The 13,997-nt window shown below is 67.7% G+C and carries 12 protein-coding genes; 3 read left to right on the forward strand and 9 right to left on the reverse strand.

Annotated features, from left to right (window positions below; translation table 11 throughout):
• Positions 1-18 precede the first annotated feature (18 nt).
• The 6 genes from H4281_RS20035 to H4281_RS20060 form a co-directional block, all read right to left on the reverse strand.
• On the reverse strand, positions 19-1,962 hold the full coding sequence (locus H4281_RS20035) for a right-handed parallel beta-helix repeat-containing protein (RefSeq protein ID WP_220507470.1): 1,944 nt from the start codon (positions 1,960-1,962) through the stop codon (positions 19-21).
• 30 nt (positions 1,963-1,992) lie between these two features.
• Positions 1,993-2,880 carry a carbohydrate ABC transporter permease gene (locus H4281_RS20040; RefSeq protein ID WP_220507471.1) on the reverse strand — a complete coding sequence of 296 codons (888 nt, stop codon included), beginning with the start codon at positions 2,878-2,880 and terminating at the stop codon, positions 1,993-1,995.
• An 11-nt stretch (positions 2,881-2,891) separates the two neighbouring features.
• Positions 2,892-3,842, reverse strand: a complete 951-nt coding sequence (locus H4281_RS20045) for a carbohydrate ABC transporter permease (protein WP_220507472.1) — start codon at positions 3,840-3,842, stop codon at positions 2,892-2,894.
• Positions 3,821-5,065: an ABC transporter substrate-binding protein gene (locus H4281_RS20050; protein WP_182892458.1), complete on the reverse strand. Its 1,245-nt coding sequence runs from the start codon at positions 5,063-5,065 to the stop codon at positions 3,821-3,823. The genes H4281_RS20045 and H4281_RS20050 overlap by 22 nt, the downstream gene beginning before the upstream one ends.
• A 266-nt stretch (positions 5,066-5,331) precedes the next feature.
• Positions 5,332-7,164, reverse strand: coding sequence for a heparinase II/III domain-containing protein (locus tag H4281_RS20055; protein ID WP_182892459.1), 1,833 nt, complete (start codon positions 7,162-7,164; stop codon positions 5,332-5,334).
• A complete protein-coding gene (locus H4281_RS20060; RefSeq protein WP_182892460.1) occupies positions 7,157-8,407 on the reverse strand; it encodes an alpha-L-fucosidase in 1,251 nt (416 codons plus the stop codon). Before H4281_RS20060 ends, H4281_RS20055 begins: the two co-directional genes overlap by 8 nt.
• A 141-nt stretch (positions 8,408-8,548) precedes the next feature.
• On the opposite strand from H4281_RS20060, the gene H4281_RS20065 reads away from it, so the two are divergent.
• A complete protein-coding gene (locus H4281_RS20065; protein ID WP_182892461.1) occupies positions 8,549-9,355 on the forward strand; it encodes an RraA family protein in 807 nt (268 codons plus the stop codon).
• Here the strand turns inward: H4281_RS20065 and H4281_RS20070 are convergent, their stop codons facing one another.
• Genes H4281_RS20070 through H4281_RS20080 form a run of 3 tightly spaced genes read right to left on the reverse strand, consistent with a single transcriptional unit; the run spans position 9,356 to position 12,965 of the window.
• Entirely contained in the window at positions 9,356-10,090 is a 735-nt protein-coding gene (locus tag H4281_RS20070) for a sugar phosphate isomerase/epimerase family protein (RefSeq protein WP_312872146.1), read from the reverse strand.
• A gap of 52 nt (positions 10,091-10,142) precedes the next feature.
• The gene (locus H4281_RS20075; RefSeq protein ID WP_182892462.1) at positions 10,143-11,570 is read right to left on the reverse strand and encodes an MFS transporter; all 1,428 of its coding nucleotides are present in this window, start codon (positions 11,568-11,570) and stop codon (positions 10,143-10,145) included.
• A 60-nt stretch (positions 11,571-11,630) separates the two neighbouring features.
• Positions 11,631-12,965, reverse strand: coding sequence for a pyridoxal phosphate-dependent decarboxylase family protein (locus H4281_RS20080; RefSeq protein ID WP_182892463.1), 1,335 nt, complete (start codon positions 12,963-12,965; stop codon positions 11,631-11,633).
• Positions 12,966-13,092: 127 nt separating this feature from the next.
• Between H4281_RS20080 and H4281_RS20085 the strand changes: the two genes are divergently transcribed.
• Both H4281_RS20085 and H4281_RS20090 read left to right on the forward strand, forming a co-directional pair.
• Positions 13,093-13,491, forward strand: a complete 399-nt coding sequence (locus H4281_RS20085; protein ID WP_182892609.1) for a hypothetical protein — start codon at positions 13,093-13,095, stop codon at positions 13,489-13,491.
• 59 nt (positions 13,492-13,550) lie between these two features.
• Positions 13,551-13,898, forward strand: coding sequence for a helix-turn-helix domain-containing protein (locus tag H4281_RS20090; RefSeq protein ID WP_182892464.1), 348 nt, complete (start codon positions 13,551-13,553; stop codon positions 13,896-13,898).
• The last annotated feature ends 99 nt before the right edge of the window (positions 13,899-13,997 follow it).

Here is a 13,997-nt window from a genome sequence, read left to right on the forward strand (position 1 = left end):
TCCGGGCGCCGCGAGCATTTACCGTGTCGCTCCGGCAGTCCACTTGGGAGCGCCGTACTGATACGCGCCGAGGCTCGGGGCCGGGTCGGTCGAGCCGTCATTGATGCCTGGCAACGGGATCGCGGCGTTGCGCGCTGGGGAGTCCGCGCTCAACCGGTAGTCGTGATTCGCCGCGTCGAGGAACTTCGGATCGGTGTCCGCCGGGAGGTTGTTCGAGATCAGCATTCCGCCGTCCGTCGCCCCGGCCAGTCCGACGATCTCGCCGATGTTGTTGTAGAGCTTCGTTCCGGTCGACTGATCCGGTCCCTTGACGTAGAACAACGTCGCGCCGCCGGTGTTGTTGTAGACGAGGTTGTTGCGCGAACCGGAGCCGAGGCCGTTCAGCATCACGGTTTTCTCGAGGTTGTTCCATCCGACGTTGTTCGCGATGGTCAGGTTGCTCTGGCCGTTGTCGGCGTAAATCCCGGCTACGGCGAACGGGTTTACGCCGGGCGTGGGCGTGCCGTCGTGCAGGATGTTGTGGTCGATTGACGTTTGCAGCATGTCGGAGGCGCAGCAGGTATAGATCGCTGCGGTGTCCAGGCTGAGCCGGGCGTACTGGTAAATGTCGTTGTACGCGATACGGTCCGGTCCGGGTGTCGTGCCTGTCGCGACGTCCCATTGCAGGTTGATTCCGCTGCGGCCGACGCGGTAGATCGTGTTGTGCTGCACGGTTTGGCTGTTGCCCGCCACCGCGATGCCTGCCGCGTAGGTGCCGAGGTAGTCGGCATCGTGGATGACGTTGTTGTTCGCGGTGTTGTGCTGACCGCGCAACGCAATCGCATTTCCTGCGCTGTACGCGAGATTGCTGTTGACGACCTGGTTGTTCGTGCCGTTGATGACCAATCCGGTGTCGGCGACGCCCCGGGTCACCGTGGAACCGCAGTCCGTCGCGCCTTGGGTGATGTCGGTGTAGTGCGAAAGATAGTGGGCATTGATCTTGTCCAGCACCACATTCGTACTGGACGCGCCGGTCTGCACCGAGGCGCCGAACAAGGTCAGCCCGGTCAGGTTGGTGTAGCTGCTGTTCGTGAGGTCGAAGGCGAGTTTGCGCCGCTTCGCCTCGACGCTGTGCGCCGCCGGGTTGTCCGTGCTGTACACGTAAAGCTGTTTGGCGGCGGTGTCGTAGAACCACTCCCCCGGATTCGCCAGTTCGCCGATCTTGCCGAAAAGCGAGTACCGCGTGTCCTTCGGCACGACCTTGTGTACGCACGGCGGAGCCGCGGCCAGCGTCACCGAACCCGCCGCGGAACTGGTCACTGTGGACGTTGCCGACACATACCAGTACCCGGTCAGCGCGCGAGCGCCGTTCCAGTATCCGGCCGGACGGGTCATTCCCGGATCGACGATGGTGGCGTCCGCGCTGCCCGCGCCCGCGTACGCCAGCTTCGGCGTCACCAGGTCCAGGCCCGGATACGGCCACTGTGCCTCGACGCCCATGGTCCCGTCGGTGAACACCTGCACGGTGGACACATCACTGCCGAGATCCACCGAGGTGCGGTAGACATTCCCGGCGGATACCGCCTGGCTGAACGGAGAGTTCGCCGCGAACGGATCCGTCTTGGCGATGGCGGCGACGTCGGCCGCGGACACCTTGGCCCAGCCGCGAACCGGTTCCGCGCCGCTCAGCGTCACCTTCTCGCCGGGCGCGGCGCGATAGGTGATGGGCTTTCCGGCGGTACCGGAATTGGCCGGTTTCACCGTTTCCCGGTAAGTGCCGCCGGCGATTACGCAGGTGTCGCCGGCCACCATGACGTCGGCGCAGCGTTGGACATGCTGGAACGCCGCGGCCGGGGCTTGCCCGTTCGCAGTGTCGTGACCGTTGGCGGCCACGTAAAACGTGCGCCCGGCGGCCGAAGCGGCGGGGGCGACGGCGAGCGTCGTGACGAATGCGGCCGCCAGGACCGCGACCTTCCTCAGCACTGCATTGTCCTTACTCCTCATGAGAGAGACTCAGCCCTTCACGGCCCCGACGGTGAGGCCGCTGATGATGTACCGTTGCATGTAGATGAAGAAAATGATCACCGGCGCGATGGCCAGCAGGAGGTTCGGGAACACCTTCGTCAGGTCGGTCGAATACTGGCTGATCCCGGCGTAGATCGCGGTGGTCACGGTGTAGTGGCCGGAGCCGGGGCTCAGCAGGATCTGCGGGCTGACGAAGTCGTTCCAGATGCCGATCGAGTTGAGGATCAGCACGGTGACCACGGCCGGGCGCATGAGCGGGAAAATGATCATCCAGAACGTCCGGTACCGGCCCGCGCCGTCGATCGTCGCCGCGTTGTCGATGTCGACCGGAATCGTGCGGATGAAGCCGACGAACAGGAAAATGCTCACCGGAAGCGTCGAGGCCACGTCGTGCGCGATCAGGCCGGTCACGGTGTTCGCGAGGCCGACCGAACGCAGTACGTAGATCACCGGGATCACCAGTGCCGCACCCGGAATGAATGTGCCGGCCAGGAAGTACAGCAACAACAGCTGCGTGCGTTTCTTCAGGCTGCGCGCGATCACGTACGCCGCGGGTCCGGCGAGCGCGATGCAGAAGATGTCCACCGTCACGACGAGGAACAGGGTGAACCCGTATCCCTGCAATACGTTGAAGTCCGGGCTCGTCGCCGCGGCTTTGATGAAATCGAAGGTGAAGTTCCCGACCGGAAGCCCGAACGGGTTGTTGACGATGTCGTCCTGCGGTTTGAAACTGTTGACCAGCAACAGGTAAACCGGCACCACCATCACCACGAGGAGCCCGGCGAGCAGCACGAACCGGACGACGCCGCCCTCGCGTTCCGCGCCTCGCTTCGGCCGCCGCGCCGCAACAGCCCGCGGCTCCGCCTGTACCACCACTGCTTGCCCCCTTATCCGGCCGCGGCTTGGTCTTGCCGGTTGCGCAACGCCGTGACCAGCAGGGCGAGCGCGGCCGAGACCACCATCAGGAACACGGCCTGCGCGGTCGCGTAGCCGATCTTGGTGCCCTCGAACGATTTGGCGAGGATGAGATATCCGTACGTCTGGGTCGAACCGGCCGGACCGCCGCCGGTGAGGCTCACGACCAGGTCGTACGCGCGGATCAGGCCGACCAGGTTCAGCACGGTCGCGACGGTGACCACGGGAGCGATCATCGGGACGACGATCCGACGGTTGATCTGCCCCTTCGACGCGCCGTCGATCGCCGCCGCTTCGAGCAGTTCCGCCGGGACGGTCTGCAGCGCGGCGACGAACAGCACCACGTTGAAGCCGAACCCGGCCCACACGATGACCCAGATCAACGCGATCAGCGCGAGCTTCTCGTCGAACAGGAACCCGATCGGACCGATCCCGAATTTCTGCAGCGTGCTGTTGATCGCGCCGTTGGTGCCGAGGATCGCCGCCCACAGATAGCCCAGGATCAGCGCGCTGATCACGTGCGGATAGTAGGCCAGCGCGCGGAAGAACGAGTTCCATTTGGACCGTCCGCGCAACGCCAGCGCGTACACCAGCCCGCCGCCGACCATCAGCACGGTGCCCGCCACCGAGATGATGCCGGTGACATACCAGGCGCGGCCCGATGCCGGGTCAGAGAACAGCTTCGCGTAGTTCTTCCCCCCGACGAACACGGCCTTGGCGAAGCCATTCCAGTCGGTGAAACTGAGATATATCGCTACGCCGACTGGTACGACAGTGAGCACGGTGTAGAGCAGCACCGCCGGTCCGCTCATCCCCAGCGAGACCGCGACCGCACGAAGCCGCACCCCGCGTGGCCGGGTGTTGCGCCGGGGCGGCGTGGGCGGTGCCGCGACCGGCTTCGTCAGCTCTGCGAGTTCCACCACTTGTCCAAACCCTCCGCGACTTGCTGCGCCGACGAGCCGGTGTACAGGGACTGCACCTGGGTGTTGAGCTCAGTGGTGTATCCGTCGATCGGCTGGCGTTCGCCCGCCTTCACGAGCACCGACGGCGCGGCTTCGAGAATCTGCTGCACCTGCTTGCCCAGGCTCGACATGTCGTAGCTGAATCCCTTGCGCAGGTTGCCGTCCGCGGCGAGCTGGCTGCGCACGGCCTCCTTGTCGGTGACCAGCCAGCGCACCAGCTCGGTCGCTTCCTTCGGATGCGGCGAAGCCGCGGCGACCACGTACGGGTCCGCGACGTTGCCGAACTGGCCGGACGGGTACGCGCCGTCGGTCGGCATGCTGAACACGCCGATCTCGTCGCTCTTCTTCGCCTTGTCCGCGGAGGGAACGAAGTACGAGCCCATCACGTACATCGCCGATTTGCCGGCCAGGAACGCTGCCTGGCCGTCGGTGTAGGTGAGGCCGAGCGCGCTCTTCTGGAGGTATCCCTGCTGGATCCAGCTCTGGTAGCGCTGCAGGTACTTCACGTAGCCGCTGTCGGCGAAGCTGACCTTCTTGCCCGTGCGCTTCACTGTCCACTCCGGATCGGCGGTGAGCACGCCCGCGTCGGCCATCATGGAGAACTGCGCGCCCGGAACCCATTGCCCCGCAGTCTGCAGCGGCTGGAAGCCCGCCGCCTTGAGCTTGCCCATCGCCTCGGTGAACTGGTCGAGAGTCTTGATCGCCGCCGGGTTCACCCCGGCCTTCGCGAACGCGGCCTTGTTGTAGAACACCAGCGACTGGATCTGCTCGCCGACGCCGACCAGGTACCGCTTGCCCTCGATCTCGTGCTGCTGCGCGAGCGGGGTGTCCTTGGTCCACTCCTGGTCGCTGAGGTCCGCGAACAGCTGCGCGTTCTCCTTGGTCGGGATGATCTGCTGGGCGATGTCCGGCGGATCGCCCGCGGCGAGGTCCTGGTTGAGCTTCGCGCCCGCCGAGATCGTGCCGGTCAGCTCCAGCTTGACGTGCACGCCCGGATGCTTCTGCTCGTACTGGGCGAACAGGCCCTTCCAGTACTCCTGGGTGAGGTTCGGGGTGATGTTGACGATCACCCGCAGGGTCGTCTCCCCGGACGCGTCCGACGAACCGCCCGCGCACGCCGCGGTCGAGCCGAGCACGATCGTCGCCGCGATGGCAGCGGTGCCTCGGCGCCAGTGTTTTCTCATGTCAGCCACACGCTCCATTGCGTAATCGCGAGTAATCGATAGTCGAGATGAAACCATGCACCCCGAGCGCGGTCAATAACGAATCGGAGGCGAAACGCCTGTGCCGCAACGGAAATCGCCTCACCAAGGGCGCGCGGGGACGCACTTCGGCGACACGGGCGCACCGACCCCGCTGCCGGTTCAGATCAGGAAAACGATCAATCTCGCTTCATCGTCTATCGATAACTGATCGTAAACCTCGCCCCCGGCCTGTCAAGACCGGATTTTCACCGGCTCCAGCGCACCGTTACCCGGCGCGCGGCGGGATCGGTGACCCGCAAGGTCAGCCGGGTGAGGACGTTTCCCCAGCTCAGCCGCAGGAGCGGATCGTCGATCGGCTGCTCGCGCGGCACCGCGACCGCCGCCCCGGCGTCCCAGGCCAGCCGCAGCGTCCGGCCCTCGGCGGCGACGCTGGCCCAACCGGCTCCGCACTCGACCGAACCGGCGAGGAGATGGTGCACCAGAACGGGTTCTGGATCTCCGTCCCACTCGTCCTCGACCACGACTTCGCGTCCGGCACGGCACAGCCGGACGGTTCGTTGCCACCTCGGCACGGCGCCGTCCGGGTACGCGCCGCTGAGTTCCGCACGCAGGCTCGGTTCGCTGAGATCGACCATGACCGCGCGCGCCCCGAACCCAGCGCCGGGTACCTGTTCCGCACCGGGTTCCGGGACGTTGTGCCAGGCGCTGCGGAACGGCCACGCGGCGTACCGGTCCGGCCCGAACGTCGCGGCGGTGTAGGTCGGCCGACCGGCGTCGACGACCATCGGACGGCCGTCGAGCGCTACCCAGTACGTCCCGACGTCGAGGTGGTTGTGGTGCTCCCCGTTGTGCCCGGCTTTCGCCGCCACGGCAAGCCCGTCGACCCGGCCGGTTTCCTCACGTGCCACCAAGATCTGGACGCGCGAGAACCACGATTCACGCGCCAGCCACGGCGTCTCCTGGCTGCCTTCGAGCGCGGCCCGGCACCAGTGCGGGTCCCGCAGCGCGGCGAGCGCGCGGCCCAGTCCGGCTACCGGATGCACGGCGCGACCGGACAACCGAGCGCCTTCCGCGGCGTGCGCGGCCGTTTCGGGTTGACCGAGCAACCGGCCCCATTGATACGGCACATGCCACGGTTGAGACAGCAGCAAACGCGCGGAGGCGTCGCCGACGTTGACATACCAATCCTCGCCGAGGTGCATCCGCTGCGGATACCGCAGCAGCTCGGCGAAGGGCTCGCGGACGTCCGGCATGCCGAGCTCCGACAGCAGGTCCAGCGCCTCCAGCAACCGGCACGGACCCTGCCACCAGTACGCGATGCCCTCGTCGATGGCGCCGTCGTCAGGCAGCGCGGCGAGGTAGTGGTCGAGTCCTTCGCAGACGAGCCGCACCAGCCGAGTCCGGCGCGGCTGGTCGTCGCACAGGAACGCCGCGGCGGCGAGGACCGCACCGTGGATCCACGGATTCCAGTTGTTCGCGGTGCCGTCCGCGCCGATCCACGCCCAGTCCCGGATCCGCTCGAACGGGCCGAGCACGCGCCGGTCCGCCTCGCGGCGAAGACGGCGGCGCAGACCGGGCGCGCGCAGGTCCAGATGCGGGCCGAGCACCTGGTCGGCCCAGGCGAAGAGGGACACCACGTCGGCCGCGCCGAGGTCGAGGAACGGTTCGTCCGGGTCCGGGAGGACGTCGCCGCGGGCCGCGGCGAACCGGTCGTGCGGGGCCCAGCACCAGGTGGTCGCCTCGGCGAGCGCGACCAGGCCGTCGATCGCCGCGTCGAGGTTCGGGCACTCCCCCGGCGGCGCGGTGGCCGGCGCGACTTCGCCGGTCAGGACCGCGGCCAGGACCAGCACCGTGACGCGTTCCTTCAGCTGCCGGACCTTCGTTTCGTACGCACTGCGGTTGCCGTCGCGGAGCGGGCGGGCCCAGTCTCCGGCCAGCAACTGCGGCACCGGGCGGTCGAGTTCGATCGCCGCGGCGACCAGAATGTCCTGCCGCGTCGAGGATTCTGTCGCGTCCCAGACCGTCCGGGCGGTGACATCCGGCAGGTTCGGCTCTTTCGGTTCCAGTGGGTTAAGCATCGGCTTCGAGGAACAGTTCGAGCACCGGGAGCAGCACGTCCGGCGCGATGATGGGCAGGGTCAGCGTGAGGGTGCCCGCGTCCTGGCTCGGCGGCGCGAGGTTGTTGTGCTCGTGGTTTTCCCCGTCGAGCTGGTGGAACCGCACCTCCGAGCCGTCATGCAGCAGCTGTGCGTACCGGACGCGGCCGGCCAGCCCTGGCAGGTGGAGGTGTTTGAGCGGCCACGACAGGAGATGCACGTACAGCCGGTCGCCGGCCTGTGTGTACAGCACGTTCGACGGCGGCGTGCACTTTGCCGGTCCGGCGTTGTGCACCGAGCGTTCGTGGAGGTGCATCCACCCGGCGATGGCGGCGAGTGTTTCCCGGGCACGCGGATCGAGCGCGCCGCGGCCGGTCGGACCGACGTTGAGCAGCAGGTTTCCGCCGCACGACACGGATTGGACCAGCATCCGCACCAGCAGCGCGGGGTCTTTGTACTCGTGGTTGTCGCGGTCGTAGCCCCAGGATCCGTTGAGCGTGTGGCAGGCCTCCCAGCGCACCGGCACGCCGTCGCGTTCCAGCGGACGGTCGGGCTGGTACTGCTCGGGCGTCACGTAATCGCCGGGGATGCCGAGGCGGTCGTTGACCAGGATTCCGGGGCGCAGTTCGCGGACGAGGGCCAGCAGTTCCTCCGCGCCCCAGTCCTCCGGGCCCTTCGCCGGGTAGGTGAAGTCGAAGAACAGCAGGTCGATGTCGCCGTACTCGGTGAGCAGCTCGGTGACCTGGCCGCGCAGGAATTCGCGGTAGCGGGCCATGTCGCGGGGTTTGCCGAGCGCGGCGGTGTCGGCGTGCAGCGGGTGGTAGCGGTCGATCTCGAAGTCCGGGTGATGCCAGTCGAGCAGCGAGTAGTACAGCCCGACGCGGATTCCTTCGGCGCGCATCGCGTCGGCGAACTCGGCGACCAGGTCGCGTCCGGTGACGCGGACCGAGTGGTAGTCGGTCAGCTTCGAGCCGAAGAGGCAGAAGCCGTCGTGGTGCTTGGCGGTGAGAACGGCGTAGCGCATCCCGGCCGCGCGGGCAGCTTTGGCCAGTGCCGGGGCGTCGAACTGGTCGGGGTCGAATCGTTCGAGGTAGCGGTCGTACTCGGCGTCCGGGATCGCCTCGCGGCTGCGGACCCATTCGTGCCGCGCGGCGAGGCTGTAGAGGCCGAAGTGGACGAACAAGCCGAACCGGGCCGGCTCGAACCAATCCGGGGATGCGGGCACAGCGGTCTCCCTTCAGCGGGACCTGCGGGGGTCCTCGGGGGTGTCCGAGGTTGACAGCGCTCGGCCGTCGGCGGTTACATCTACCATCGATAGACGATAATGTCACCGTCACTCGGACGGCGACGCGCGGAGAGGCACGCCATGGACGCGAACGGCCGGCAGGCTGTCCCAGCAGGGGAAACCGACATCTACGACTCGAAGCTGGCGCCGGTGCAGACCGCGACCTTCACCCGGCCGACCACGCGGATGATCGAGGCACTGGACGACGTCAGCGCCGCGACGGCGTGCGCGAAGCTGCACCAGATGGGCATCACACGGACCTTCATCGACGGTCCCGTCCCGCTGCACCGGACCCCGGACGTCAAGGTCGTCGGCGGCGCGGTGACGCTGCAGTTCCTGCCGCAGCGCGAGGACGTTTTCTCCGGCACCGCGCAGGAGGACGCCGAGCGCAAGACGGCGTTGTGGCAGGTGCTGGAGTCGATCAAACCGGGTGATGTGCTGGTGGTTTCGGCGTTCGGCAGCCACTTCACCGGCTGCCTCGGCGACATGCTGGTGCGCTACTTCAAACTGCGCGGCGGCGCGGGAATCGTGGTGGACGGCCGGGTCCGCGACGCCGCGCGGATCCGCGCGCTTGGCGTGCCGGTGTGGTGCACGGGGGTGACGCCGCATTACGCGTCGCAGACGGAACTGTTCCCGGCCGCGTTCAACGTTCCGGTCGGCGCCGGGGGCGCGCTGGTGACGCCGGGGGATGTGATCGTGGCCGACGAGGACGGGGCGGTCGTGGTGCCGCAGTCGAAAGCCTTGACTATTGCCGAGGATTCCCTTGCTCACCAAGACAAAGAAGCATTCGCACGGAGACGGCTCGACGAGGGCGGGCGGTTGTCCGACTACTATCCGCTGACCGGACGCGGACTTGAGGAATACGTGGCACAAACCTCCGCGGGCTGATCAACCGCGCCAGCGCGCCAGCCAATCCGCCGCCGCGCGCAGCGGGACGTCGACCGGCGCGATCTCCGGATGCCAGGCGCGTTCCCATTCCAGGGAAATCCAGCCGGACCACGATCGCAGCAGGCGCCCGCATTCCCCGAGCGGGACCATTCCCTCGCCCGGCGGGACCGGGGTCAGCCCGGCGGTCGCGTCCTTCAACTGGAAGTACCCGAGGTACTCCCCCAGGAGCGCCCGGGTCCGCGCCGGAGCTTCGCCTGCCCGCCACGGGTGCAGCGCGTCCCACAGGACCGCTACCCGTGCCGGGTCGGCGAACGGTTTCACGAGGCGGAGCACGGATTCCGCGGTGAGATGGGAATCGTGGGTCTCGACGAGCAACTGGACGCCGGACGCGGTCAGGTCGGGGAGCACCTCGGCGATCTGGTCTACCGCGCGGCCGTCTTCGCCGGTGCCGCCGGGAAAGACTCGGATCGCGGGGGCGTTCAGTCGCGCGGCAAGGTCGATCAGCGCGCGGAGTTCGCCGGCTATGCCGGGTGCGCAGACCTGGACGTAGCCGGCCAGTGCGGAAATCTCCAGCCCTGCTTCGTAGATCTGGTCGAGAACGGACCCGGCATCTTTCAGTCCTAAGTGGACTTCCTCGTCCGCGTGCACCCGCAGTTCCAGCCCGGCACATCCGTGCGCGGCGGCGATGGCGGCCGATTCCCGCACCGGAATGCCGGGCATCCCCAGCGTGCTCACGGCGAATTTCCAGTCTGCGCAAGTATTCCGGCCGTCTGTCACAGCAGGGATCTTACGCGTTCGCCGTCCCGCCGGTAGCCGGAGTCCGGCCGTGCCGCATCAGAAAAGTCAGCAAGAGCGCGAGGACGCCGACGCCGAGCAGTACGAAGTACGCCGCCTGGTATCCGGTGTCGTTCGTAATGGAAACACCCGTGCCGAGCCGGACCTGATGGGCGGCGGTGATCGAACCGACGATCGCCGTGCCGAGCGTGTTCATCACGCCGAGTGCGGTGTACAGCAACGAAGTCGTGACGCCCTGCGCCTCCGCGGGCACGGCCTCGATGACGAGATTGTTGGCTCCGGCGTAGAGAAATCCCAGTCCGATGCCCATGAGTGCGGCGATCACTACGATCAGGACCGGCCCGTTCAACTGTCCGAAAAGGATCAGCACTACCCCGCCGAGGGTGCCGGCAATCGAGGTGAGCAAAGCAGTTCTCGGCGCGAATCTCCGGCACACCCACCCGGCGGCATAGCCGGCGGCCGCGCCGACCAGGCCGAACGGCAGGCCGTAGCTCACCCCGTATTCCAACGCGTTCATGCCGAGACCGCGTTCCGCCACGCCGGGCACATGCGGAGTCCTGAGCAGTTGCGGGATGAGCACGGAACTGTTGGCGGTGGTGACGAAAATGGCGGTGCCCGAAGCGAGCAAGGTCAGCCATACCTTGGGTTGAGACGCCAGCGCGAGATCGATCAACGGTTCGGCGCGGCGGCGCTCGACTAGCACGAAAAGCACCAGCAGCACCACCGAAAGCGCCACGGCGTAACCGAGATACTCCTTCTCGACCAGGCCGAGCACGAGCACCGCCATCCCGCCGCCGAGCAGCAAGCCACCGGCGACGTCGATACGGCGTTTGATCCGCACCCGGGTTTCGGGGACGACGAGCAGCACGAGCGTCGAGACGACAACGTCGTAGCCGAGCGTGAACCAGAAGGCGCTGCGGAACCCATAGGCATCAACCAGATACCCGCCGAGCAGCGGACCGCCGAACGCGGCGACGCCGGTGCCGACCCCGAGCGCGCCGACCCCGAGCGGCACCAGCCGCGGCGGGAAGAGGTCGCGGATGAGGCCGTAACCCGCGACGTACGCGACGACGAAAGCGGACTGGAGCACGCGTCCGGCGAGGAAAAGCCAGTACACCGGGGCCAGTGCGCAGATCAGCGATCCGGCGCCGAACATGACGGCCGCGGCCAGAAGGACTTTCTTCTTGCCGTGCGTGTCGGCGAGTTTCCCGGCGATCGGGAGGAACACGAGCGACGCGACGAAGACGACGGTCATCACCAGCGCCACCTGGCCGGTCCCGAAGGCGGCGGCGATGTCGGGCAGGCCCACCCCGACGAGGGTGAACTCGAAGTTGGCGTTCTCGGTCAGGAGCGCGATCGCCACGACGATCGCGACGTAATACCCTCTCGACCGCTCTGCGGTGCGCGGTTCCACAGCCATGCGCACCGATGTAACCGGCGGTCCGCCCGGATTGAGCGGGTCAGTCCCGCTGTCCGGGACTCAGTCCGCCAACCGGTCGAGCGCTTGCTTGAGCTGCGGGATCCAGGCCTCGTGCTCGGGCTTCATCAACACCGACCGGAGGATGGTGACGGTCTCGGCGTCGCGTTCGACGTCCGGGTGCAGTGCGGCGAACGCGTCCGCGTCAACCCGCAAAGTGGACAGGTACAGCGGATTGTCCTTGTCTGCCATGCCCTTCTGGAGGATGGTGTTGGCGGCTTCGGTGATCTCGCTCATCCGGGTCCGTCGCGGCCAGTAGGCGACAATGTCCAAAGTGGGCTCAAGGTGCAGCGCGAACCGGTCGGATTCCTTGAGCAGTCCGGCAAAGTCGTTCGCCGCTCGACGGCACGCGGCCAGCAACCGGCCGAGGCCGCGGTCGCGTTCCAGCGGGAAGGCTTGCAGAGTAAGCCAAAGCGCTCCGGCGGCAGCACCCGCGCGAGAGCATTCCAGGGAGATCTCCCCGAGGTGCAACTCGTCGGAAGTGAAGTAGGTATAGGGAGAATCGTGTTGGTAGAACCGGCCGACCGCCGGGTCGGCGAACAACACCGCACCACAGCCGTACGGCTGAAGCCCGTGCTTATGCGGGTCCACGACAACGGAATCGCACGAGCCGATCGCACGGTAGGCCTCGTACTCGCCCAGCAAAGTGTAGAACCCGCCGTACGCGCCGTCGACATGCAGGCGGACTCCGTACTGTTCTTTCAGCGCGAGGGCCTGCTGGATGTCGTCGACCGCCCCGAGCCCGGTCGTTCCCGGGGTCAGCACCACCGTGCCGACCCCGCCGCCGCGGACCTCGGCTTCGACGGCGGACAGGTCAACGCGTCCGTCGGGAAGTGCCCGCACCGCACGGGATTCCACGCCGAGCACCTGGCACATGCGGCCGTGCGTGTAGTGCGCGTCCCGCGAATGGACGACCGCTTTGCCCGGAGCCAGTTCGCGGGCGACCCAGAGGGCTTCGAGGTTCGCGATCGTCCCGCTGGAGGTGAGGTGGCCGAGCGACGGCTGCGCGAACCCGAACATCCGCGCCAGGTCGGCGACGACCTCGACCTCCATCGGCGAGGTGGCCTGCGAGGCGTCGAGCGCGTGGTTGTTCGGGTTGACCACCATCGCGGCTAGATAGGCGGCCACCGCGACCGGATGCGGCGGTTTGAGCATCTGCCCTGCGTAGCGGGGGTGGAAGAAGGGGAAGGACGCGTCCATCCTCGCGGCGTAGTCTTCGAGCAGCGCGGGGAGATCGACGTCCGGTTCGCTCGCCGGGGACGGGGTGAACGGACCCCATTTGCGTTCCCACGCCTCGACGCCGCGGAGAGCCTGGTCGATCAGTTCGCGCCGGTCCATGCGTCACCTCGTCGGTCGCTGGTTGCTGCCTCGGGCACCCTACCGACTTGCTCGAAACGGATGAGCCTTCTCGCACCCGCGTTCTAAGGTGTGACGACGTTTCTTTCGCGCGGTGAGGAGCTTTCCGATGACTGACGAACCCCGTCCGCAGGGAATGCCGCCGGCCGGGCCCCCGCCGCAGTGGACCGGGCAGCCGCAGCCATGGCCGGTCCAGCCGAATGCCCAGCAGTACCCCGGCTACTCCCCCTATCCGCCCGCCCTGCCCGCTCCGGCGAACGGCGTATGGCTGGGGGTGTTGTCGCTGGTGCTGGGCGTGCTCGGCTGTGTGGTTCCGTTGCTGCCGATCGACCTGAGCGGCGTCCGGGCGTACCTCGCGCTCCCGTTCGGACTGGCCGGCCTGGCCTGCGGACTCGTCGGCGTCATCGGACGGCGCACGGGCAAGCCGGTGTCGGGGGTGGGCATCGGGGTGTCGGCGATCGCGCTGGTGCTCGGCGTGATCATGCTCGGCAACCAAGTCGCGGGCTGACGTTCTGCCCTGAGCGGAACCGCTGTCGCCGGAGGCCCCGCGGATGCCAGGCTGGGCCCATGGCGGACATCCTTCCTTTCCACCAGCGCCGCGCCCCCGCCCGGGACGACGAGGCGGAACCCCTGTGGCGCGAGGTGCTCGGCCGCAGTCTCCGCGCCGCCCGGGAAACCCAGGGCGAGCGGCTCGTCGACGTCGCCGAGCGGGCCGGGATCTCGCCGCAGTACCTGTCCGAGATCGAACGCGGCCGGAAGGAACCGTCGAGCGAGATGATCGCCGCGGTGACCGGTGCGCTCGGGGTGAACCTGGCCGGTCTGCTGAGCGGGATCGCCGGGGACATGCGGCGGATCAGCGTGGTCGGACCGCGGCCCGCGCGGCGTCCGGCCGGCCCGGTGCTGATGGCGGCTTGAGCCGCTGAGCGGGATCGCCGGGAACAACGCGCTCGAACCGCGGCCCGCGCATCGCCCGCCGGACGCGTGCTGAAGACGCGCTGAGCCAAGGCAAGCCGG

Source organism: Amycolatopsis dendrobii, assembly GCF_014145675.1.
GTDB lineage: Bacteria > Actinomycetota > Actinomycetes > Mycobacteriales > Pseudonocardiaceae > Amycolatopsis > Amycolatopsis dendrobii.